Genomic DNA, 23,328 nt, shown 5'->3' on the forward strand with positions numbered 1-23,328 from the left:
CTTAACATTCGCACCAGCAAAATGCAGCACTTTTGCAGCAAATTGAGAAAACGTAAAAACTGAACAAATGAAAAAGATGTACTTCGCATGGGTCGCATTTCTGATGACGACTATCGCATTTTCACAAGGAACTATTACGGGTACCGTAATAGATGGTGAGCTTAATGAGCCACTGCCAGGAGCCAGTGTTGTTCTTCAAGGGACAACCAACGGAACTTCAACAGATTTTGATGGTAAGTTTCAAATTGAAATCACAGAAAATGCAGGAACACTTTTAGTTTCTTACATTGGATATACTTCCAAGAAAGTAGCTTATACCAGTGGTGGTAATATAGGTAATATTGTATTGGAACCTAATGCGCAAGAATTAGAAGGTGTTGTAGTAAGTGGTGTAATTGATATTGCAAAAGACAGGGAGACTCCTGTCGCGGTTTCGACTATTAGAGCAGCAGAGATTCAAGAAAAATTAGGTTCTCAGGAATTACCTGAAATACTTAAATCTACTCCTTCTATTTACGCTACCAAAACAGGTGGTGGTTTTGGTGATGGTAGAGTAAACGTTAGAGGTTTTGATTCTAGAAACACTGCGGTAATGGTTAATGGTATTCCTGTTAATGATATGGAAAATGGCGCAGTGTATTGGAGTAACTGGGCTGGTTTAGGTGATGTTACTACTGCAATGCAGGTACAAAGAGGTTTAGGGTCATCTAAGTTGGCAATTTCTTCTGTAGGTGGTACCATAAACGTTATTACAAAATCTACCGAGAAAGAAGAAGGTGGTACAGTTACACTTGGTGGAGGAAACGATGGTTATTTAAAAACTAACGTCGCTTACAATACTGGAAAATCTGATAAAGGCTTTGCGGCTTCTATATTGTTAGGTAGAACTTCTGGTGACGGTTATATTCAGGGAACTGAATTTGAAGGTTACAATTATTTTATAGGTTTGGGTTATGAGCCTAATGAAAAACATAATTTCCAGTTCGTTTTAACTGGAGCCCCACAAGTACACAACCAGAGAACATCAAGTTTCTTTAATGTTGCAACGTTGGCAGATCATTTAGAGTATGGCGCTAAATATAACTATAACGATGGTACTTTAAATGGTGAAGAATTTGGTTGGAGAAGAAACTTCTACCATAAGCCTATTACTTCATTGACATGGGAATGGAAAGCTTCTGAAAAATCAACTTTATCTACTTCTGTTTACGCCTCTTTTGGTCGTGGTGGTGGTACAGGTGATATTGGTTCTGGTCCAAATTCCGGTTTTGCTAGTTCTAGTAGATATAGAATTCCTGAAACTGGTCAGGTTGATTATGATTTAATTTCTCGTTTCAATGGTGGTGAGGCGGTTACTTTTTATGATGGTAATGATTACCAATTGTCGCCTAATACCGATGGAGAATATATCACTACAAGCTTTGGTGATGGCCTTGCAAGAAGAGCATCTATTAATTCTCACAACTGGTTTGGTTTAATTGCTAATTTGAATACTCAAATTAACGAAAAATGGAGCTATGATGTAGGTTTGGATTTAAGAAGCTATAAGGGTATTCATTACAGAAGAATGGATAATTTGTTAGGGGCTGATGGTTATTTTGATGATGATGACATCAATAATCCTAATCATGTTGTACGTCAAGACGGTGTTGTAGATTCTGATTTCTCGTCTATTTTGAATGTGTTCAAGAGTATTGATGATGAGGAGAAAATTGATTATTATAATGATGGTCTTGTAAGATGGGCTGGTGCATTTGGTCAAGTTGAATATACTGATGGTGTAGTTTCCGCTTTTGTTCAAGGTGGCATTTCTAACCAAGGATTTAAGAGAATCGATTATTTCAACTATCTAGATTCTGATCCTTTACAAGAAACAGATTGGGAAAATATTTTGGGAGGTAACATTAAAGGTGGTGTTAACTTTAATATTAATGAAGCAAACAACGTATTTTTTAATGGTGGTTACTATTCAAAACAACCATTGTTCGATGCCGTTTATATCAATTTCGTAAATGAGTTGAATCCAGATTTAACTAATGAGAAAATTTTAGGTCTTGAATTGGGTTATGGTCTCAATCTTGGTGACTTTAGAGCTAAGGTCAACATTTACCGAACTACTTGGAAAGATAGATTTGTTAGTATTGGCGTTGAAACTCCAACAGGAGATGAGGGTAATGCAAATATTAACGGTGTAGAGCAAATTCACCAAGGTATTGAAATTGAAGCTAACTACCGTGCATCAGAAGTAGTACAGTTTAGAGGTATGCTTTCTTTGGGTGATTGGGAATATGGAGGTAATGCATTTGGTCAAGCTTTGGATGATGACAGAAATATTATTGATCCAGATGTTTCTTTATTTTTAGATGGGGTAAAAGTTGGTGATGCTGCACAATTTACAACTAACCTAGAAATGATCATAAGACCTATTGAAGATCTTAAGATTAGTGCTAACCTTTACAATGCTTCAAGATTATATGCATTTTTAAATGCTGAGGATTTTGATTCTGCTGATAATAACGGTTCCTTACGTTTGCCAAGTTATACACTTTTTGATTTAGGTGCTTACTATACCTTTGGTTTTGGAGGAAGTAACAAACTAAGTATTGCAGCTAATGTAAATAACCTTTTTGATACAGAGTATATTGCTGAATCTTTAACGAACACCTTTGCAGGAAGTGGTGATTCTTTGTATGAAGGAATCTCTACAGATAATAAAGTATTTTTTGGATTTGGAAGAACTTTTAATGTTAGTGCTCGTTATAGCTTCTAGTATTAAATTTAAAAAGAGATAAAACCCTGCCAAGCGGCAGGGTTTTTTTATGCCCAAAAATCAGTACATTTAAAGCTTAAAATATATCTATTATGTACGAAGTTATTCAGGTGGTTCACTCTTATTTGGCCTATGTTGTTCTCGCTCTGCTATTCTTGGCCGTTTCCAACGCCATTATGGGCTGGGTTGGTAACAAAATGTTTACTATGGAAAAGGATTTGCGCCTAAGCCTTTTTACGTTGATTTTGTCGCACATCCAACTATTAGTAGGCTTAATACTATATTTTGTTTCGCCAAGCGGACTTCAAGCTATTCAGGCATTGGGTATGGGCGGTCTTAATTCGGCATCAAGATTATTGGCGGTAGAGCATCCGTTCATAAATATTATTGCCATTGTTTTAATAACAGTGGGCTGGTCTCGTCACAAGAAGTTTGTTGAAGGAGACAAGAAGTTCAAAAGCATTGCTATTTTCTATGGTTTGGGTCTAGTACTTATTCTTAGTCGTATTCCTTGGGGGCAATGGTTTAACTAACTTCCGGGAATTATTTTACTTTGCTAACTCAAACCAACCAACATGAAAAACATTTTAGTAATCGTATTCGCATTTTTTGCGGTCTCTACCTTTGCACAGGAAAAGGAACTTTTTAATGGTAAAAACTTGGACGGATGGACAATTTACGGTACTGAAAAGTGGTATGTAGAAGATGGTCTTTTGGTTTGTGAGAGTGGTCCGGATGAGCAATATGGATATTTGGCTACGGATGAACACTATAAAAATTTTGAGCTAACAGTGGACTTTAGACAGTTGGCAGACGGTAATAGTGGTGTGTTTATTCGTTCTACTGTAGAAGGCACAACGGTTAGTGGTTGGCAAGTAGAGGTGGCGCCACCAGGATATTCTACAGGGGGAGTTTACGAATCATATGGCCGAAACTGGCTCATAAAACCGGCGCCCGAAAAAGATAAGGCCCTTAAAATGGGCGAGTGGAATACCATGAAAATTCGTGTAAACGGAGATGAGATTACTTCGTGGTTAAACGGTACTGAAATGATTACGCTGACCGACAAAATTATTGGCGCCGGCGAAGGGTCGGTTATTTTACAAATTCATGATGGAGGAGGAATTAAAGTGCAATGGAAAAACATTAAAATTACCGAACTGAAGTAACAATTTTTATAAAAAAATACTTAGAACGACCTATTCATTTTTATAGAATGATTAGGTCGTTTTAGCTTCTTATTCGGTTGGGGTTTTGTCCATAACAGGTTTTATTAGGTAGATGTAAACCGGAAAATGATCTGAATATCCTCCGGTGTAACTTCCACCGGCATAGGTTCTTTTGGGATAGCTTTTGTATTGCCCCTTTTTAGTAATTAAATAGGGAGCGTTAAAAACTTTGGCCTTCCAAAATTTATAAAACCTTTCTTTAGGCTGTAAAAGATTTTGGGTAAAGAAAATCTGGTCAAAAAGATTCCATTTGTCCCTGTACGCAAGAGACCCTATTCCCTTTTTATAGAGTTTCTCCATGGGGTTGTAAAGACCTAGGCTGTCCAATTTGTTGGCCTTACCTTTAGTCTTAAGAATCTTTTTAAAGCTATCGTTGGTGGGGTCGTCGTTAAAATCGCCCATGCTAATGATTTTCGCATCGGCATCCAACCGTTGTACAGAGTCTATAATACGTTTACTGAGTTTTGCTGCGGCCATGCGGTTGGGCTTACTTCTTGCTTCGCCACCACTTCTAGAAGGCCAATGGTTTACCATAAAATAGAACTGTTCGTCGTCTAAAAGTCCGCCAACAATAAGTTGGTCTCTTGTGTAATTTCTTTCGTCATCATCATTAATAAGCAATAGTCTATGACTTGCAGATGAAGTAGGTAGGAATACGGATTTTTTGTACAGCAGGGCAACATCGATCCCGCGTTCATCGGGAGAATCATAATGCACTATCCCATAATCTCTTGAAATTAAATTAGGATGGTGAATTACATCCTCTATAACTTTTCGGTTTTCTACCTCACAAATTCCTATGATGTCTGGGGAAGTTTTACTAGTGTTCAATCCAATTTCCGAAAGAACACGGGAAAGGTGATCAACTTTTTTATTGTAACGTTCAAGTGTCCAGTTATCTTTTCCTTCGGGAGTTCGGTCGTCATCAAAAATAAGGGTATCGTTTTCTGTGTCGAATAAGTTCTCAAAATTATAAAATGCAACAGTTCTAATTTTATACAATTTGTCTTCCTGAGAATACCCTCCAAGAGCAAACAATAGCAAGAGTAATGTAAACCTAAAATTCATACGGTTAGATAGATACGAATACCAATTAACGAAAAAACAATGATTTTTGTAGGTATTTCTTGTAGGATAATTTGTGTTTTCGATATCTTGTTAGGGATTCCCGACCATTAAACCCCGTTAATGAGATTATTCCTTTGTGGTACCTTTTTATTCATGTGGCATTTTGCCATATGGTCTCAAGCCAGCTTTTCTGTAGAAGGTATACTTCTTTCATACCGGTCAAAAATTCCTGTTGAAAATGCTAAGATTAACTTGGAAGGTACGAACGCGTATACGGTATCTAATGATGAAGGAGTGTTCGTTCTTTCGATTCAAAATTCAGGGGATTACATTTTAGAGATTGAAGCGACCGATTATATTCTTAAAAGGGTACCCATTTCTGTGGAAAACGGAAACTTGGATTTAGGTACACTTTACTTGGAGGAAGATATTCAGATAGAACAGGCGGATAACCTTATCTCATTGAGTGATGCAGAATTGTTGGATGATGAAGTAAGTTCTAATTCTTCCGGTCTGCTCAGGGCAACTAGAGATTTATTTTTAAATAGAGCAGCTTTTGATTTTGGTCAGGCATTTTTTCGGGTACGTGGATACGATTCACAGAACGGAACGGTGCTATTGAACGGTATTTCAATGAATAAGTTTTATGATGGTCGTCCTCAGTGGAACAATTGGGGAGGCATGAACGATGTAACCAGAAATCAACAATTTACAAATGGCCTAGAAGCATCGGACTATACTTTTGGAGGTATTTTGGGCAACACCAACATAGATACAAGACCTTCTGGTTTGCGGCCTGGTACGCGTTTATCTACATCATATTCCAACAGGACCTATGCGGGCAGATTAATGGCCACCTATACTTCTGGCGTTCAAAAAAATGGTTTGGCGTATTCGGTTTCTGGTTCAAGAAGGTGGGCGAAACAGGGGTATATAGATGGTACATTATATGACGCATTTTCATTTTTTGGTGCTCTAGAATATCAATTCAATGAAAAGAACAGTATAAACCTTACTGCACTTTGGGCTTCAAATAGACGAGGTCGTTCCTCTGCTATTACAGAGGAGGTCTTTGATTTGGCAGGTAAAAAATATAATCCTTATTGGGGGGAGCAGAATGGTGAGATCAGAAACTCTCGAGAGCGAAAAATCTCGGAACCGATTTTTATGCTCAACCATTATTTTAGCTCCGATTGGTTTAGTTTAATTACGGGAATGGCCTACCAGTCCGGTTCTAATTCTAGAAGTCGGTTAGGGTATTATAATGCGCCAAATCCGGACCCAACCTACTATAGGTATTTGCCCAGCTTCTATATCAACTCCCCATTAGGGGCTAATTTTAGTAGTGCTAATGCGGCTAAGGAAGGTTTTTTGAACGAACCACAACTTAATTGGAGTCAGGTTTACACAGCTAACACCAATGGAAATGCCGCTTATGTTTTGTATGATGATGTAGCTGATGATACACAGGTAAGTTTAAATACTGTGGGGAATTTAATTTTAACCGATAGGTTTTTAATGGATTTTGGGTTGAGTTATAAAACCCTGAATTCTGAAAATTATGCTAAAATTAATGATTTGTTGGGAGCGGATTTTCATGCTGATATTGACCCGTTTTCCGAAACACTGAACGATAGTAACGGAACGGTTGAAAAAGGAGAGGATGACATATTCAATTACAATTATAAGATGAAGGCCGATCAGTTTGAGTCGTTCGTTCAATTTAAATATAGTCAAGAAAGGTGGAGTGCATTTATATCCGGTAAATATGCGACTACCAATTACCAACGAGTAGGTCTTTTTAAAAATGATAGATACCCGCAGAGTTCATTGGGTAAAAGTGATGCAGCAGTATTCAATTCATTGGGAGGCAAATCTGGTTTTACTTATAAATTAACAGAAAGACATTGGCTGTCCGCTCACGGTTCCTACATGACCAGGCCGCCGGTACTTCAAAATGTGTTTATTAACCCACGCGAGAATAATAACGTTGTACCCAACATTAGTAATGAAATAAATACGACCGTAGACCTTAATTACTTTCTGCGCCTTCCTAAATTAACTGGTAGGCTTACGGGATTTTACACCCGTTTTCAAAATACAACGGACGTAAATTTCTTCTTTGTTGATGCCGGTGTTGGGTCAGACTTCGTCCAGGAGGTTCTCACGGGGCTAGACAAGCTGCATATGGGCACGGAACTAGGTTTGGAATATCAGTTGTCGTCAGCGGTAAAATTGACCGCTGTGGCTGCTGTAGGCAAGTATGTATATGCGAGCGACCCAAATGTTGCCATTAATTTTGATACGGCAGGAAGGGAAGAAGACCTTATAAACTTAGAGGGCACGGTAGATTTGGGTGTTGCCAAAATCAAAGATTATAAATTGGCGCAAGGTCCCCAACAAGCTTATGCGATAGGTATAGAGTATCGTGATCCCAAATATTGGTGGGTGGGAGCTACTACTAATTACTTGGCAAATAATTATGCAGGCATATCTACTCTTACCAGGACCCGAAGTTTTTATTTGGATCCTGAAACCAATAGCCCGTTTGCGGATGCCACAGAAGAAAATGTGAGTAATGCACTGGCTCAAAGACCGCTGGATAATTTTTACCTGCTGAATTTAGTAGGTGGGAAATCTTGGTTGAAGAACGGAAAATACATCAGTGTTTTTGCAAGTGTCAACAACCTTTTTGATTCCGTGTTCCGGACGGGAGGTTATGAGCAAAGTAGAAATGGTAATTACGGTCAATTCAAGCAAGATAATTTAAGTGGAACACCATCCTTTGCTCCTAAGTATTGGTACGGTTATGGACGCACGTATTTTTTAAACTTGGCATATAGCTTTTAGTATGGTACAGATGGGAGATAGGCATAGATTCAATAAGTTGATTTTTGTTTTTTCGTTTCTTGTAACTGTGTGTTTTAACAGTTGTATAAAGAGCCGTAATTATGAACAGCCACCAAACGACTGTACTTCAAACCTGACAGCTAATAGTACATATGCAGATGTGAAAAGTCTTTATAAGGGTGATACTTTCCAAATACAAGATGATTTGATAATTGAGGGGTATGTTGTTTCCTCAGATGAAGCTGGAAACTTTTTTAGTGTACTATATTTTCAGGATAGTTCCGTTAATCCAACCGAGGGATTCCAAATAGAAGTAGACGTTAGGGACTCGCATTTGTTTTATCCCGTGGGAACAAAAATCGGAATAAAGTTAAAAAGTTTATACCTAGGAAAGAGTAAGGACGTATTTAACCTAGGAGCTACCTTTACCTCTTTTGGTAATGTTTCGGTAGGGAGGTTACCGGCTGCTATTGTTAATGAACATGTTTTTAGAATTTGTGACGAAGAAGTATTTGCTGAGCCTACAGTAATAACAATTTCCGATGTGAAAAAGGAATTGACCAACACGCTCGTTACGCTTACCGATGTAGAGTTTAAGGAAGAGGAATTAGGTCAACCCTTTGCACTTGCAGGAGAGGAGACAGAACGTATTCTGGTAGATTGTAACGATAATGAAATTATTATGCTGAACAGCGGGTATTCTGATTTTCAAGCCGATTTGTTGCCGGAGGGTAAAGGAAGCGTAACAGGGATTTTGTTGAGGGAGAATGCAGATTACAGGATTGGCATTCGTAGTTTGCTGGATATAGACTTCAATCAAGAACGCTGTACCGAGTTGGTAGATGAATTTACTTCTGAAAATATATTGATCTCAGAATTAGCCGATCCGGACAATAATGCTTCGGCCAGGTTTGTTGAGCTTTATAATTCTTCAGATGAAAGTTTAAGTCTTAAAGGCTGGAGCCTAAAGCGGTATACAAATGCGAGCACAGAAGTCAGTTCAGAAATAGACTTGTCCGCTCTAACTATAGATGCAAATGGTTTTATAGTGATTTCACCAAACGCTGGGGAGTTTGAAGCGGTTTATGGATTTCCGCCTGATTTAGGTGTAGGAACCAATAGTCCGGCAGATTCTAACGGAGATGATAATCTTGAACTGGTAGATCCATTCGGAAAAGTAATTGATGTATTTGGGGTTGTAGGAGAAGATGGCAGTGGCACCAATCATGAATTTGAAGATGGCCGGGCGTTGCGTAAACCAGAATTTTTGAAAGGAAACGGCAGTTTTGATTTTAATGAATGGTATATATGGAACGACTCGGGAGACATGGGTACAACCAAACAGGTTAAAATAGCACCGGATGATTTTTCCCCAAAAAAGAAAGGTTAAATTTAGTATTACACTAAAATACCTTGTAAAACCTCTGCATAAATGGGTTTTATGAGATAATTGTTTTCTAACCCAAAGCTTTTGGCCGTTTCAACATCCATAGGGCTTAAAGAAGAAGTCATCATATAAATTGTTGGCTCTTCTAGGTCTTTGGGCCATATTTTACGCATTTCGGTAATAAAATCCCATCCGTCCATCACTGGCATATTAATATCTATTAAAATTAGGGAAGGGAGAGACATTTTGCCATCTATCATTGTTTTAAAACCTTCTATGGCGTCAAGACCGTTTTCATAAATAACGAGTTCTGGGGAGAATTTTAAAGCTTGCATTGCTCTTTTTAATCCAAAAACGGCTATCGCATCATCGTCTATAATGCATGTTTTTTCAAAATTGCCCATCAATAAAGTAATATTCGCTTAGCTCTAGGTTTAATGATTTTATACAATCGCCTAAAATAAACAAATAGCCTTAATTACCTACATTTTGAAGAATATTATGAAGATCTTCTATTGAAATAGGTTTTAAAATGTAGTTGTTGACAACCTTATATTCATGTATCCTTGCAATATCCCGCGGGTCAACAGAAGAACTTATAATGTAAATGGTAATATTTTCACTGTTGTTATTGGGTAATTGAACAAATTCATCTAAAAACTCCCACCCGTTCATTATGGGCATGTTTATGTCTAAAAAAATCATAGATGGCAGTTCCTCTCCCTTTTTAGTCATTGCCTTTAGTCCGTCAAACGCAGCAAGGCCATCATTATAAATAATGATCTCGTCAGCAAAGTCAACTTCGTTCATGATACGTTTGGTGCCGTAGATAAAGATAGGGTCGTCGTCTATAATGCAGACACTCTTAATTTTAGTGATATTCATATTCATGTCAATGGTTTTTTAAAGTGTAGTTTAAAGGTACTTCCCACACCTACGGTGCTTTCTACCTCAATTTTTCCGCTCATGGCTTCTATTTGGTTTTTCGTAATAAACAGACCTATGCCTTTGGCGTCTTTATTGCGATGAAACGTTTTGTACATACCAAAAAGTTTTTCCCTATGCTTGTTTAGGTCTATTCCCAAGCCATTATCTTTAAATGAAAGAATTATATTTTCTTCGTTTACTTCTGAACTTATTTGGATTAAAGGTTTTCTGTCTGGTGAACTGTATTTAATACCATTAGAGAGTAAGTTTAAAACAATACTGTCTAAATAGGCAGGGATAGCACTAACCATCAGATTTTTAGGAATGTTGATTTCGCAAACCGCATTTTTTTCCTGTATTATAAGATTGAGGTTTTTCTTTACATTTTTGATGCTATCATATAGGTTGATGCTCTTCATCTTTTCCAAAGCACCTACTTTTACCTGAACCACCTCGTTTAAATGTAAAATGGTCTCATTAAGACTGTCTGATGCGCCACTAAGCATGCCCAAAAGGTTTTGGCGCTCTTCATCACTTTCTTCTTTAACAAGAAATTTAGTAAGCATTGCCAAGTTACTGGAATGTGACCGTAGATTATGTGATACGATGTGGGCAAAATTTAGAAGGCTTTCATTTTGCTCTGAGGTAATATCAACCAAACGTTTTAATTTTTTTTCGTTTTCTATCTGCGGGGTAATATCCGTAATTTGTGAAATGAAGTGTAAAATTTTACCGTTAATATTTTTAACTGCGGTTACGGTCAAAATACCATGAACAATGCTGCCGTTTTTGTGGAAATAACGTTTGCCCATCTGGTAACTTGGTATTTCTCCGGCAATAGTTTGGTTCAGTAAATCTATGTCATTCTGTAAATCTTCGGGGTGGGTTATTTGCTGAAAGGTTAATTTAAGAAGCTCTTCTTCTGTGTAGCCTAAACTAGAGCACAGACTTTCGTTTATTTTAATCCATTTGCCAGTTATACTAACAATGGCCATACCTGTATCCGAATTCTCGAAGGCACCAAAAAAAGATTCTTGACTTTTAGTGAGCATCATCTGGGTATTCTTGAGCTCTGTAATGTCCCAGTTGGTCCCTGTCATTTTTATGGCTTTCCCTGCGGCATTTCTTTGGGTTACCGCAGTAGCTTTTATGTACCTGATGTCCCCATTAGGCCAAACGACTCTAAACTCGGTATCAAAGTCTTTTACTCCGGATATGGCCTTGGCAATCTCTTGATCTCCCCGGGCTTTATCATCGGGGTGCAGGCCTGCTTGCCAAGCTTCGTACTCACCCTTAAAATCATTTCTGTCAATCCCGTAGAGTTGGTACATGTTATCGTCCCACACGAGTTGGTTGTTTATGATATCATAGTCCCATATACCAACCTTGGCTCCTTTAGTAGCAACTTCAAGTCTTTGGGTGGCCTCAAAAAACTTGAGTTCCGTTTTCTTTTTTTCGTCAATATCTTGAAAAGTTCCAAAAATACGTACGCATTTCCCGTCTAGAAACTCAACTTCGCCTTTTGCCCTAACCCATACCTCATTACCCTTTGCAGTAACGATTATCAACTCTGTATCCCAAGGAGTGCCATCTGTAATGGCATTGGTTACCAAGCTTGTTATCTTTTCTCTATGTTCTCCCTTTTTATAAAAATTTATGCCGGTTTCTAGGTTCGGTTTAAAATCTCTAGGTACTTCATGGATATCTTTGGTTATATTTGTCCAATGCACAAAATTTGTAGACATATCAACCTCCCAGCCACCTATTCGTGCAACGCGTTCAGCCTTAGCATAAAGTTCTTCACTACGTTTTGTTTCGGTTACATCTTCTAGGGTAACTATGAGACCTCCTATTTCGTTGTTATTATTGGTCCAAGCGCTTATTCTCCATTTCAGCCATTGGACTTTGCCGTTGGGGAAAATAAATTTTTCTCCCTCGTTAAGATTTTTTAGTCCCTTTTCAAGGCATTCATGAAGTACGGATTTTAATTTTTCGGGGGTATTTGGAAGTACGTCAAAATAATTCTCGCCTGTGATTGAGTCATAATCAGGGCAGAAATCGTTTAGCCATACTCTAGAGTTTCCTGCAAAGCGTAGTCGCGTATCCAAAATAGCAACTGCACTGGGGGAATCTTTGATTAAGGAAGTTATAGAAAGAGTTTGCAATGTTTAGGGGTTTTATCGTAAAAATAGGACTTAACAATGAATAGTACGTTTCCTTATGAAACATAAGAGACCATATTTAACACAATCCTATATAATATACGCCAATAATATACGAAAAATCTGTCATATTTTGTGTTAGGTTGAATTAAACGAGTCGGGCTAAGACATTGTTTATTAAAAATTAGATGCTTTTACTAAAAATCTTATCTCCATCAATCGGTTTAATAGTTAAAATCTATTTTTGAATAATATTTTAATATTATTTTTTTATACTGTATTTGTCTCTTTTTGGTACCTTTATTTTGAAAATAATTGATACTCAGTGAAATGGGTTGTTTAAAAATACTTAGATATGAAGAAAAAATTGACAACATCGGCTGGAGCTCCAGTAGCAAATAATCAGCGCTCAAAAACAGCGGGAGAAAGAGGCCCCGTTGTAGTACAGGACTACAAGCTATTGGAAAAGTTAGCGCACCAAAATCGTGAAAGAATACCGGAACGAGTGGTTCATGCCAAAGGATGGGGTGCTATGGGTACTTTTACGGTAACCCATGATATTTCTAAGTATACATGTGCAAAAATATTCTCTAAAGTAGGTAACCAGATCCCTGTACTTTCACGTTTTTCAACAGTTGCTGGAGAATTGGGCGCTGCAGATACCGAAAGAGATGTACGTGGTTTTTCTTTAAAATTCTATACGGAAGAAGGTAACTGGGATTTGGTAGGTAACAATACTCCAGTTTTCTTCCTAAGGGACGGTTATAAATTTCCAGATTTTATACATACACAAAAAAGACACCCTAGAACTAACTTACGTTCCCCTGAAGCAATGTGGGACTATTGGTCGCTATCTCCTGAAAGCCTTCATCAGGTAACTATTTTAATGTCCGATCGTGGTATTCCAATTACACCAATGCACATGAACGGGTACGGATCGCATACCTTCAGTTTTTGGAACAATGATGGTGAACGTTTTTGGGTAAAATTCCATTTTAAAACACAGCAAGGCCATAAGCACTATACCAATGAAGAAACTGCTGAGGTTATAGGTCAAACCAGAGAAAAATATCAAGAAGAGCTTTTTGGTGCAATTGAAGCTGGAAACTTCCCAAAATGGACGTTAAAGGTGCAGATTATGCCAGAGGCAGATGCAGAAAAAACACCGTATAACCCGTTTGATCTTACAAAAGTGTGGCCACATGGCGATTATCCGTTAATAGAAGTTGGAGAGCTTGAGCTAAACAAAAACCCGGATAATTATTGGCAGTATATTGAGAATGCCGCTTACTCCCCATCTAACGTAGTGCCAGGTATTGGGTTCTCACCGGACAAGGTGCTACAGGCCCGTATCTTTTCGTATGCCGATGCACATAGGTACCGTTTGGGAACACATTATGAAGCACTTCCCGCCAATGCACCTCTTAATGAAGTAAATCACTATCATAAAGATGGTGCTATGCGATTTTTTAGCAATGACTTTGGAAATCCGGATGCGTATTATGAACCTAATACAAAAGGAGGAGCAGAAGAAGTGCCAAGTGCAGAGGAACCGCCAATGAGAATTAACGGAGATGTTAGACGTTATGAGGAGAACGATACCTTTGGGGATTACAAGCAACCCGGAGATTTGTTCCGTATGTTCAATGATGGTCAAAGACAACGTCTCTTTAATAATATCGCCACTGCCATGGACGGAGTTTCGGAAGAAATAGTGCAAAGGCAGTTGAAACATTTTTATGCAGCTGACCCAGCCTATGGAACAGGTGTTGAAAAGGCACTAAACGATAGAAAAGGAGGGATTGATCCAAATTCCAATGTAAAACCGGAAGAGGTTGGAGCTTAATTTTTAAAATCCATTTCGTAGAAAGTAAAATTGGAGTAATTATTTATAGGGCCGCGGCACATACCGTGGCTCTTTTTTTTAAATTTATAAATTGAAAGGTATAGGGTGTGTTTATTCATTAATCATTCTCAAGACCTACATGATACTAGCAGATTATGAGTGACAAAATTTTTAATGAAATACGCTTGGGCAATACACAAGAGGTGGTCTCAATGCTTAAGGAAAATCCAGAATTGGTAAATACAACAGATCAAAGGGGCTCTACTCCGTTAATTTTGGCTACATATTATGATCAGATAGAGACGGCCGAGGTGCTTTTGAACAATGGGGCTAAAATAGATGCGGTAGATGCTTCAGGGAACACAGCGCTAATGGGCGTATGTTTTAAAGGTTTTGCGGGCATTGCCAAAATGTTGATTGAAAAAGGAGCTAACGTTAATGAACGTAATTCAATGGGGGCAACTTGTCTGATATATGCGGCAACTTTTAATAGACTGGAAATAGCAAAACTGTTATTGGAGCATGGAGCGGATACAACGGCAAAAGACGCCAGGGGCAATACGGCGTTTGACCATGCCAAGATGCAAGGCGTTCCGGAACTTATAAGTTTATTGGGTACTAACGATTGATTCAGAGATTTAAATGAAGCAACTGGAGCAGATTAAAAGAATTAAGGCCCTAGCGGAAACGGGTCTTGTTTATGCAGAGGACGAATATAACAGAGAGCGTTATGAAGAGCTTAAGCAAATCGCGCTGCAGTTGATTGCTTCATTGGCGAATAAGCCATTACCAGTTTTAGAGGAATTTTATATGCCCGTTACGGATTATCCAACGCCAAAAGTTGATGTTCGTGGGCTTGTACTGAACAAGAAGAATCAGGTTTTAATGGCTAGGGAAAGCATTGATGGTAAATGGACCATACCTGGTGGTTGGGCCGAAGTGGGATATCCGCCATCTGCCTGTGTTACTAAAGAAATAGAGGAGGAAACCGGTTTGAGCACCAGTGTTGTAAGATTGTTGGCGGTATATGACAAGCAGTCGCACCCGCACCCACCACAACCCTTTTATGTGTATAAGCTTTGCTTTCTATGCCAGCTTACAGGTGGTGAGCTTAATCATGGTTTTGATATGGAAGGGGCCGCTTTTTTTGATATGGACAATTTACCGGAACTTTCAATAGACCGGATTTTGGAATCGCAGCTAAAGCAATTGCATAGCATGGCAGTTGAAAATAAAATTGATGTACATTTTGATTGATTTTTTCTATGGATGAACTATTGAACGTAGCCTTGGTACAGACCTCGTTGAAGTGGGAGGACCCTGAAGCCAATAGAGTGGCGCTAGATGTAAAACTAAGAGCTCTTCCTTCTGATGTTGATTTAATAATCTTTCCGGAAATGTTCACTACCGGATTTACTATGGAGCCACAGAATATCAAAACAGAAGAGGGACAGAAGACATTGGTCTGGATAAAAAAAAAGGCCCAAGAAAACAAAGCAGCTGTTATGGGCAGTATTGTTTTTTCAGAAAATAAAATTTATAAAAATAGGTTGTTCTTTGTTGAGCCGGACGGAAAAACTTCGGTTTATGACAAGCGCCATACATTTACTCTTGCGGGCGAGGATAAAGTATATAAGGCAGGCAGCGAAAGGCTCATCGTAAATTATAAAGGGTTCAAAATCTGCCCTATGATTTGTTATGATCTGCGTTTCCCTGTCTGGTCACGAAATACCGTAGATTATGATGTGTTGGTCTATGTAGCCAACTGGCCGGAACCGAGAATTACCGCCTGGGATACTTTGTTAAAAGCACGTGCTATTGAAAATATGAGCTATTGTATAGGTGTCAACAGAATTGGTTCGGATGATGTAGGTCATGCATACCCGGGACATTCCGTAGTGTTTGATAGTTTGGGCAAAGATTTGGTTTTTTCTGAAAACGAGGAAATAGTAACGGCGTCATTATCAAAAAAACATATTGAGAACGTGCGCGCCAAGCTTAGGTTTCTGAACGATAGGGACCGTTTTAGTTTGGAATAATAAAAGTTTGTTCCATTTCCCAATTAGCCCTTACTTCAATAACATCAGGGTAGTAGCTAATTTTTTCGGGCTGCTGTTTTTTTAGGAAATTACCCGTATCCCATTTGCTATTGCCATTGGCATCAAAAATAACCCGGACAAGATATTTGGAAGGTTCAAGATTGTTGAATTCGAACACTTTGGGTTCAGTGGCTATAATTTCCCTTTTTAAAGCACCTTTTTCATCGGTTAGCTGAACAATTAAAGGATAGTCTCCTCCAGTAATGTTAAATCTCAAATTTCCATAATCCGCATAGCTACTCGTAGACAGGTAGTAAGAGATTGTGTCATTTGCCTGTCCAAAGAAATCCGTAATGGCACCGGGTAAAAGGTCTAATTGATAGCTTTGGTTAGGTTCTACGGCAAAATCAATATCAACTTTGTTGTCTATCGTATCCAACTTTGTGGTAAAATTGACAGCCAAGGAGTCTTGGTCCGTCATAAAAAACAGGGTAGAATCAACAGCGCTTATCGGTGTATTGGCCGAAATAAAATAAGGGTCGCTAAAATTAAGCGAACCGTTTTGATTGGGGTTCAGTCTCAACGAATCCGTATCAACTTTTCTGCCCTTTACGGTAAAGGTATCTATGATTTTTAATCTTTCGTTCGTGGCGGTAAAGACTATAGAGTCCATTTCGTAGGGAGTAAACCAAAAATTGAGGGAGTCTTTGTCTTTTTCTTTAAGTATTTTGGTCTTGACGGTATCGGGTATAGATGTTATTGGTTCTATTTCCACATCACTGGCATCGCCATAATAACCAAAAATAATCCTGTTTTTAGCCACCAGACTTGGTACGGCCATACTGTAATTGGGTATTTCCTTAAAAAGGGTCAGTACGTAAGTAGAATCTGTGGGTAAATTTATAGTGTCTTGAAGAAAGGCAATTTTATCTACATTCTGATCGAACATGTTGTTCTTGGCTTCATCTTTTAAGGCAAAAAGTTTGTATTGCCCTTCTTTAAGGTTTTTAAGCTTAAATATAACTGCACTGTCCAAGGTGTTGGTAATGTAGTTTGGAGGTCTTTTAAAGATGGTAGAATCTGTATAGGCCGTATCAATTTCATATAGCATTACGCTAATAAAATCATCCGCTTTTTTCTTAAAAGCATCTTTAACCGCGCCGGTAAGGTCAAGGGAATCAATATAGTCTCCGGTAGAAAAAACATAGGTTAAAAAACTACTGGGGTTGCCCTCGTTGTTATCTTGTACGCTTTGCCCAAAATTAAGGGTGTATGTTGTGTTTTCGCGTAACGTATCCTTAAATTTTACTTCAAGGTATTTACTTGCTCCGCCCTGTGGGGTTATGTCCGGTTGATACTTTAACGGAGGAGAAACTATGAGTTGTTCCTGAATATCTTTTAGTTTTATAAACTCATCAAAATACAATCGGATACGGCTGGCCTTAAAGTTGGTGGTCATACTATCCGGTTCGGTCTTGGTCAAAGTAGGGGGGGTAAGGTCTTTAGGACCACCACTTGGGCTTCCCCTGCGTGCACATTGCCATAGAACGGCAACAATCATGAATAGAAATAAAAAGGTGAAAAACCGGCGGACCATATTAACTGAACTATGGCACAAAGAAACAACTAATTTTCTTTAATTCCACACTTAAGGTACAACCGCCATACTGGCAATAAATATTGTGGTATTTGGCGTTTGGGCTAATGTTCTAGCACATATTTCCATGGTGGCACCGGTAGTGATAACATCATCTACCAAAAGAATACGCTTGTCTTTTAGTGAGTTAAAGTCTGAGAGAGTGTACAGGTCTTTTTTATTTTGCCATCTGCCTATTCTCCCCTTTTTGGTCTGTGTTTTTGTATTTGCTGTTTTTATTAAAATGTGGTCAACATAATCTGCGTTTAGGTGAAACGCCAAACGCTGTGCAAAAGAAGCTACTTGGTTGTAGCCGCGTTGTCTTAGTTTTTTCTTGTGCAGGGGAACGGGAATTACCAGGTCTATTGCGTTGGTAAGTTCATTGTTTTCCTTTAGAAGTTGCCCGTACCAGTCCCCTAAAAATGTACCCACTTCTTCCTGATTTCTATATTTTAAGTGGTGTATAAGCTCGCGAACGATACCTTTTTCGTAGAAAAAAAGCATGGAACTTGCTTTTTTTATGTTAATTCTGCCATAAAATATACGGTCAACGGGGTTTTCGTCGTTAAAAGTATAATCGGTAAGCGGCAAATCGTTTCGGCAAATGGTACAGATGAGTTTCTCTCCTCTGTTTAAATGAACATTACATCCAAAACACACCCGTGGTGCTAAGACCGAATTGATATCATTTAGTATATTTGTTAACATTTTAAACACCAAACCTTAGCCTTAGCGCAACCTACCTTAAAGCCCCACACGCCCCAATGGACGTTCAAGATACTAAATTTAACTACAAGATAATACTTACTGCCCTAGTTGCAGTTATCATAGGTATCTTAATAGCATTTTACTATAGCTATGCACAATCTAGAAGTCAGATTGTTTTCTTGGAACAAGAAAAAGAGCTGCTGGTAAAAGACCTTACCATAATGAAAACCGATGTTGATAGACTTTCGGCACTTAATGAGGTAAATGAAATTGAGCTAGAAAGTTCAAAATATAGGGTGCAACAATTGTTGGATTCCGTTGGTCGTTTAAATTTTACCGTAGAAAAACTTAGGGAATATAAAACCGAGTTACGTAGGTTGGAAGCTAAAAACGATAGTTTAAAGCTTAAGAACAATTTCTTGAGGTACAACAATATGCTTCTTTCGGATAAATATGAGGAAACCAAGAAGCAAATAGAGGTTTTACGAGGAAAAAGTAGTTCCCTTGCCGAAGCTGAGGCTCTTCAAAGAAAAAAGATTAGCGAGTTGAACAAGGAACTCAAAGCTAAAAAATACTTGGCCCTACAGAATACGGAAGGCAGTGGTTTTCGCTTACGCTCGGGCAAACCAATAAAAACCAATAAAGCATCACTTATTGAAAAATTGCGCGGTTGTGTTACCGTAGCTGCGGACGGCCACGAACTAAATGCCGAAAAGGTAATCTACTTCCAATTTTTAGATCCGAATATGCGGGTTATAGAAGATAATGCAAACACTATAGCCGTAAACGGGAATATTTATAGCAAGCGAGTGGCGTTTGTGTTTAGTGGGGAAGAAACCAATGTTTGTGACTTCATTACGTTGCCCCAAGGATCTTTAGAGGAAGGTATTTACAGGTTGAATATTTTTGAAAACCAAAAACTTCTGTCTTCAAGTGAATTTGAATTAAAATAAATTTTTACTCATTGCCCTAATATTCTATTTTTGCCGCATGGCAAAACAAGAAGATGATTTTAAGAGGGTAATTTCCCATGCAAAGGAATACGGTTACGTATTTCAATCTAGCGAAATATATGATGGATTAAGTGCCGTTTATGACTACGCGCAGAACGGTTCCGAACTTAAGAAAAATATACGGGACTACTGGTGGAAAGCAATGGTGCAGCTTAATGACAACATTGTAGGCATTGATGCCGCGATTTTTATGCACCCTACTACTTGGAAAGCCTCCGGTCATGTAGATGCCTTTAGTGATCCGTTAATAGATAACAAGGATTCCAAAAAGAGATACCGTGCAGATGTTCTTGTTGAAGACCATGTTGCAAAAATTGAAGGTAAGATAGAAAAAGAAGTGGCTAAAGCCGCTAAGCGCTTTGGTGATAAGTTTGATAAGGAACAGTTTTTGGCTACCAATCCACGAGTGGTGGACTACCAAGAACAAGTAACTTCAATTTTAAAAAGACTAGGTAGGTCTTTGGAGAATGAAGATTTGGCAGACGTTAAAAAACTTATTGAGGAGTTGGATATTTCTTGCCCTATGTCAGGTTCTAAAAATTGGACAGACGTAAAACAGTTTAACCTCATGTTCGGAACTAAGTTAGGGGCTACTGCAGAAACTGCTATGGACCTTTACTTACGTCCGGAAACGGCACAAGGTATTTTCGTGAACTTCTTGAACGTTCAGAAAACGGGAAGAATGAAAATTCCTTTTGGTATAGCCCAAACAGGAAAAGCGTTCCGTAATGAAATTGTGGCGCGCCAATTTATTTTCCGTATGCGGGAGTTTGAGCAAATGGAAATGCAATTTTTTATTAAGCCGGGTACGCAGCAAGAATGGTATGAAAAATGGAAGGAGAACCGTTTAAAATGGCACCTTTCCCTAGGTCTTGGTGAAGAAAATTATCGTTTTCATGACCATGAGAAATTGGCGCACTACGCAGATGCTGCCGCAGATATAGAATTCCGTTTTCCTTTTGGCTTCAAGGAATTGGAAGGAATACACTCAAGAACGGATTTTGATTTGTCTAGCCACGAGAAATTCTCCGGAAAAAAACTACAATATTTTGATCCGGAAACCAGAGAAAGCTACGTGCCTTACGTATTGGAAACTTCAATAGGTTTGGATCGTATGTTTTTGGCCGTATTCTCTAATTCGCTAAGGGAAGAGCAGTTGGAAAACGGTTCGGTTAGAACGGTCTTAAAATTACCGGCTGTTTTGGCTCCTACCAAAGCGGCTATATTTCCATTGGTGAAAAAAGATGGTCTACCAGAAATAGCTCATAAAATCGTTGATGACCTTAAATGGGATTTCAATGTAATATATGATGAAAAAGATGCTGTTGGGCGTCGTTACAGAAGGCAGGATGCCAATGGTACTCCATTCTGTATAACGGTTGATCACCAAACGGTAGAGGATAATACCGTTACCATTCGTCATCGTGACTCAATGGAGCAGGAACGTGTTGACATATCTAGTTTAAGGTCAATTATTCACAAAGCGGTAGATATGAAAAGCTGGTTAATGAAAATGCAAGAGGCTTAAATTTTCATTCCTAGTTTTAAGCCTCCATACCAATTACGTCCGTTTCCTGGGTAATAATAGCGCGGTTCACTGCCGCCAAACCCAGTAGCGTTAATAAGAACGGATTGGGTATATTTGGTGTCAAAAATGTTGTTGACCCCAAAATCAAACCCAATAGAGAAACGGGCGGATAATTGTTTTCTATAACCAATTCTTGAGTTAAACACATTAAATTCGTCACTGTAGAGGGTGTTGGCATCTGTCAATGATATTTGATCTACATATTGATGGGTTGTGTTCCAATAAAAACCGTTTTTCATTTGTAATTGTAAGCCAGAATTTAATCTGTTTTTAGGAACACCTGTTAACGGGTTTCCTGAAAAATCGTTGTCTTCATCAATAAATTCTGCAAAGCTAAAATCGCTCAAAGTATAATTTATAAAAGGTCTGAGTTGCAGTTGTGGCGATAGTTTAATGGCGTAGCTTAACTCTAGGTCTATTCCTTGGTGCTTGGTGCTTCCTGCATTTTTTCCAACATATTGATCCTTGCCAATGCGTTGGTCTACTAGAAGGTTTTTGATGTCCATGCGGTAGATAGCCACGTCTACCCGAAAGTTTTTACTGAAAAAATTAAACAGTCCGCCTATTTCATAATTCATGCCTGTTTCTTGTGCAATATCAGGATTAATTACGCCTTCCGGGGTAAGAGATCGTTCTAAGCTTGGATTGGAAAAACCTCGGCTAACATTGACGTATATGGAATGGTCCGTATTCAGATGATAACTTACGTCAAGACTGGGTAATACAATGGCACTAAAATTGCGTTTTGCACTTTTATTATCTGAGCCGGTGTTGAACTGGTCCCTAAAGTCATAATGCGTTTTGTTAATGTTAAGGCCTATTTGGGCCGTTAACTTATTGGTAAAGGGTAGGGTCAAAGATCCAAAGCCATTAAATTTTCTACGAAATTCTTTGTTTCTGCTAATGCGCATTCCCTTCAGGCTCCCATTACCGTTATTCTCTTGGTATAAATTTTCAAATGTGCCCCAATTGTATTCGTCTTTGTAAAGTTCGGCCCCAAAAGTATATTCCGCCTTCCCTTTGAGAAAATTAAAATCGCCAAGAAATCTACTTCTAAAACCATACCCATTGGTAATTTCATCTAGAATGTTGAAGGGTCTTGGCTCATAATGGTCAAGATAAGTGTAGAAGATACTGGTGGTGTTTTTTAATCGTGAGCTAAATTTATGTTGGTAAGAGAGTCCGGCAAGGGTGTAGTTGTTGTCTTCAAAGCCTTGAGAAGATTTCCATGTAAAAGCTGCTTGTTTCGGGTTTTCGTCAAAAGCAGATCTACTTAAAGAGCTTGGTATTTGTGCAGAATAATCAATATGGTTCAATAAAAAAGAAAAGGTGTTTTTAGAGTTGATTTTATACGAAGTATTAATTAAAATTCCATCGCGCTCAAACTTGTTGTTTTCACGATATCCATCCGTTTCCATATGCCCATACCGTAGCATCAGGGAGAGTTTTTTGTCTGAATGCGAGAATCTAAGATTGTTCTTCAAGAGCCCGTACGAACCTGCTGTAAAACTATTTTCAAGACTAGAGGTTTCTTTCAGATTTTTGTCGGACCGTAGAATGATAGCTCCGCCAAGACCTGTGCCATAGGCTGTGCCTTTTGGTCCTTTAATAACTTCTATGCCGTCCAGATTTTCTAGGTCATAGGTCTCAATGGTAGAAGCGCCCGTGCCATTTGTTACGGGAATATCATTGTAATAAAGTTGAAGCTTGTCCGTCCCGAACTGGGCACGGGCCCCGATACCTCTAATCGTAATTTTATTTGTGTTCAGAGCTCCCGAAAGCACAAATACCCCAGGAATCTGATTAATGGCAGAAACCATATCTACAGGGCTATAGTTCTGAAAACTTTTTGAGCCTATAATGGTAGAAGGAACAATGCCTGTAGCTTGTTTTTTTAGGATGGTGTCCGTTAAAATTACTTCTTCTAACACGGTAATACTATCTTTTTGAATTGGGCTTTGCGCATTTGCAAGTTGTGCAAAAAGTAAAAGGATAAGGGCTGAAAAAATAGACTTCATTTAGGGCTTTTGTTAGAAGTGCGTAAAAATAGGAAACTTCACGGGCTTCTTGGTCTACAATGCTTATTTTCGTAAAAAAGTAACAGA

18 protein-coding genes are annotated in these 23,328 nt (G+C 38.5%); 11 read left to right on the top strand and 7 right to left on the bottom strand.

Annotation, left to right across the window (positions count from 1 at the left end; genetic code table 11):
• Nucleotides 1–67 precede the first annotated feature (67 nt).
• From H9565_RS03010 to H9565_RS03020, 3 genes are all read left to right on the top strand, one after another.
• Complete coding sequence (locus tag H9565_RS03010; protein WP_215437334.1) at nt 68–2,770, top strand: TonB-dependent receptor; 2,703 nt, start codon at nt 68–70, stop codon at nt 2,768–2,770.
• A gap of 92 nt (nt 2,771–2,862) precedes the next feature.
• Nucleotides 2,863–3,303, top strand: a complete 441-nt coding sequence (locus H9565_RS03015) for a hypothetical protein (RefSeq protein ID WP_215437335.1) — start codon at nt 2,863–2,865, stop codon at nt 3,301–3,303.
• 42 nt (nt 3,304–3,345) lie between these two features.
• Nucleotides 3,346–3,939 carry a 3-keto-disaccharide hydrolase gene (locus H9565_RS03020; RefSeq protein ID WP_215437336.1) on the top strand — a complete coding sequence of 198 codons (594 nt, stop codon included), beginning with the start codon at nt 3,346–3,348 and terminating at the stop codon, nt 3,937–3,939.
• Nucleotides 3,940–4,008: 69 nt separating this feature from the next.
• On the opposite strand, the gene H9565_RS03025 is transcribed toward H9565_RS03020, so the two are convergent.
• Complete coding sequence (locus H9565_RS03025) at nt 4,009–5,067, bottom strand: endonuclease/exonuclease/phosphatase family protein (RefSeq protein WP_215437339.1); 1,059 nt, start codon at nt 5,065–5,067, stop codon at nt 4,009–4,011.
• 120 nt (nt 5,068–5,187) lie between these two features.
• Between H9565_RS03025 and H9565_RS03030 the strand changes: the two genes are divergently transcribed.
• Both H9565_RS03030 and H9565_RS03035 read left to right on the top strand, forming a co-directional pair.
• Entirely contained in the window at nt 5,188–7,917 is a 2,730-nt protein-coding gene (locus H9565_RS03030) for a TonB-dependent receptor (RefSeq protein WP_215437342.1), read from the top strand.
• A gap of 10 nt (nt 7,918–7,927) precedes the next feature.
• Entirely contained in the window at nt 7,928–9,307 is a 1,380-nt protein-coding gene (locus tag H9565_RS03035; RefSeq protein WP_215438204.1) for a DUF5689 domain-containing protein, read from the top strand.
• Nucleotides 9,308–9,315: 8 nt separating this feature from the next.
• On the opposite strand, the gene H9565_RS03040 is transcribed toward H9565_RS03035, so the two are convergent.
• The 3 genes from H9565_RS03040 to H9565_RS03050 all read right to left on the bottom strand — a co-directional run bounded on the left by H9565_RS03040 (nt 9,316) and on the right by H9565_RS03050 (nt 12,396).
• The gene (locus H9565_RS03040; protein ID WP_215437345.1) at nt 9,316–9,708 is read right to left on the bottom strand and encodes a response regulator; all 393 of its coding nucleotides are present in this window, start codon (nt 9,706–9,708) and stop codon (nt 9,316–9,318) included.
• 70 nt (nt 9,709–9,778) lie between these two features.
• Nucleotides 9,779–10,195 carry a response regulator gene (locus tag H9565_RS03045; protein ID WP_246560239.1) on the bottom strand — a complete coding sequence of 139 codons (417 nt, stop codon included), beginning with the start codon at nt 10,193–10,195 and terminating at the stop codon, nt 9,779–9,781.
• Nucleotides 10,192–12,396 carry a PAS domain-containing sensor histidine kinase gene (locus H9565_RS03050; protein WP_215437348.1) on the bottom strand — a complete coding sequence of 735 codons (2,205 nt, stop codon included), beginning with the start codon at nt 12,394–12,396 and terminating at the stop codon, nt 10,192–10,194. The genes H9565_RS03045 and H9565_RS03050 overlap by 4 nt, the downstream gene beginning before the upstream one ends.
• A 352-nt stretch (nt 12,397–12,748) precedes the next feature.
• On the opposite strand from H9565_RS03050, the gene H9565_RS03055 reads away from it, so the two are divergent.
• The 4 genes from H9565_RS03055 (at nt 12,749) to H9565_RS03070 (ending at nt 16,278) form a co-directional block, all read left to right on the top strand.
• Entirely contained in the window at nt 12,749–14,239 is a 1,491-nt protein-coding gene (locus H9565_RS03055; RefSeq protein ID WP_215437350.1) for a catalase, read from the top strand.
• 155 nt (nt 14,240–14,394) lie between these two features.
• Nucleotides 14,395–14,868 carry an ankyrin repeat domain-containing protein gene (locus tag H9565_RS03060; protein ID WP_215437352.1) on the top strand — a complete coding sequence of 158 codons (474 nt, stop codon included), beginning with the start codon at nt 14,395–14,397 and terminating at the stop codon, nt 14,866–14,868.
• A 13-nt stretch (nt 14,869–14,881) separates the two neighbouring features.
• On the top strand, nt 14,882–15,496 hold the full coding sequence (locus H9565_RS03065) for an NUDIX hydrolase (protein WP_215437354.1): 615 nt from the start codon (nt 14,882–14,884) through the stop codon (nt 15,494–15,496).
• A gap of 8 nt (nt 15,497–15,504) precedes the next feature.
• Complete coding sequence (locus H9565_RS03070) at nt 15,505–16,278, top strand: amidohydrolase (protein WP_215437356.1); 774 nt, start codon at nt 15,505–15,507, stop codon at nt 16,276–16,278.
• On the opposite strand, the gene H9565_RS03075 is transcribed toward H9565_RS03070, so the two are convergent.
• Nucleotides 16,265–17,839: an Ig-like domain-containing protein gene (locus H9565_RS03075; RefSeq protein ID WP_246560241.1), complete on the bottom strand. Its 1,575-nt coding sequence runs from the start codon at nt 17,837–17,839 to the stop codon at nt 16,265–16,267. The genes H9565_RS03070 and H9565_RS03075 overlap by 14 nt on opposite strands.
• An 87-nt stretch (nt 17,840–17,926) precedes the next feature.
• Nucleotides 17,927–18,622 (bottom strand): ComF family protein, encoded by a 696-nt coding sequence (locus H9565_RS03080; protein WP_215437358.1) that lies wholly within the window; start codon nt 18,620–18,622, stop codon nt 17,927–17,929.
• A 56-nt stretch (nt 18,623–18,678) separates the two neighbouring features.
• On the opposite strand from H9565_RS03080, the gene H9565_RS03085 reads away from it, so the two are divergent.
• Both H9565_RS03085 and H9565_RS03090 read left to right on the top strand, forming a co-directional pair.
• Nucleotides 18,679–19,575 (top strand): hypothetical protein, encoded by an 897-nt coding sequence (locus H9565_RS03085; protein ID WP_215437359.1) that lies wholly within the window; start codon nt 18,679–18,681, stop codon nt 19,573–19,575.
• Nucleotides 19,576–19,612: 37 nt separating this feature from the next.
• Entirely contained in the window at nt 19,613–21,163 is a 1,551-nt protein-coding gene (locus H9565_RS03090) for a glycine--tRNA ligase (protein WP_215437362.1), read from the top strand.
• Here the strand turns inward: H9565_RS03090 and H9565_RS03095 are convergent.
• Nucleotides 21,160–23,241: a TonB-dependent receptor family protein gene (locus H9565_RS03095; protein ID WP_215437365.1), complete on the bottom strand. Its 2,082-nt coding sequence runs from the start codon at nt 23,239–23,241 to the stop codon at nt 21,160–21,162. The genes H9565_RS03090 and H9565_RS03095 overlap by 4 nt on opposite strands.
• Between the last annotated feature and the right edge of the window lie 87 nt (nt 23,242–23,328).

The organism is Zobellia russellii (genome assembly GCF_018728565.1).
Lineage (GTDB): Bacteria > Bacteroidota > Bacteroidia > Flavobacteriales > Flavobacteriaceae > Zobellia > Zobellia russellii.

Bases quoted from the DNA above. Each gene is read 5' to 3' on its own strand.
- H9565_RS03010 (WP_215437334.1), top strand. From the start codon at position 68: ATGAAAAAGATGTACTTCGCATGGGTCGCATTTCTGATGACGACTATC.
- H9565_RS03015 (WP_215437335.1), top strand. From the start codon at position 2,863: ATGTACGAAGTTATTCAGGTGGTTCACTCTTATTTGGCCTATGTTGTT.
- H9565_RS03020 (WP_215437336.1), top strand. From the start codon at position 3,346: ATGAAAAACATTTTAGTAATCGTATTCGCATTTTTTGCGGTCTCTACC.
- H9565_RS03025 (WP_215437339.1), bottom strand. From the start codon at position 5,067: ATGAATTTTAGGTTTACATTACTCTTGCTATTGTTTGCTCTTGGAGGG.
- H9565_RS03030 (WP_215437342.1), top strand. From the start codon at position 5,188: ATGAGATTATTCCTTTGTGGTACCTTTTTATTCATGTGGCATTTTGCC.
- H9565_RS03035 (WP_215438204.1), top strand. From the start codon at position 7,928: ATGGGAGATAGGCATAGATTCAATAAGTTGATTTTTGTTTTTTCGTTT.
- H9565_RS03040 (WP_215437345.1), bottom strand. From the start codon at position 9,708: ATGGGCAATTTTGAAAAAACATGCATTATAGACGATGATGCGATAGCC.
- H9565_RS03045 (WP_246560239.1), bottom strand. From the start codon at position 10,195: ATGAATATGAATATCACTAAAATTAAGAGTGTCTGCATTATAGACGAC.
- H9565_RS03055 (WP_215437350.1), top strand. From the start codon at position 12,749: ATGAAGAAAAAATTGACAACATCGGCTGGAGCTCCAGTAGCAAATAAT.
- H9565_RS03060 (WP_215437352.1), top strand. From the start codon at position 14,395: ATGAGTGACAAAATTTTTAATGAAATACGCTTGGGCAATACACAAGAG.
- H9565_RS03065 (WP_215437354.1), top strand. From the start codon at position 14,882: ATGAAGCAACTGGAGCAGATTAAAAGAATTAAGGCCCTAGCGGAAACG.
- H9565_RS03070 (WP_215437356.1), top strand. From the start codon at position 15,505: ATGGATGAACTATTGAACGTAGCCTTGGTACAGACCTCGTTGAAGTGG.
- H9565_RS03075 (WP_246560241.1), bottom strand. From the start codon at position 17,839: ATGATTGTTGCCGTTCTATGGCAATGTGCACGCAGGGGAAGCCCAAGT.
- H9565_RS03080 (WP_215437358.1), bottom strand. From the start codon at position 18,622: ATGTTAACAAATATACTAAATGATATCAATTCGGTCTTAGCACCACGG.
- H9565_RS03085 (WP_215437359.1), top strand. From the start codon at position 18,679: ATGGACGTTCAAGATACTAAATTTAACTACAAGATAATACTTACTGCC.
- H9565_RS03090 (WP_215437362.1), top strand. From the start codon at position 19,613: ATGGCAAAACAAGAAGATGATTTTAAGAGGGTAATTTCCCATGCAAAG.
- H9565_RS03095 (WP_215437365.1), bottom strand. From the start codon at position 23,241: ATGAAGTCTATTTTTTCAGCCCTTATCCTTTTACTTTTTGCACAACTT.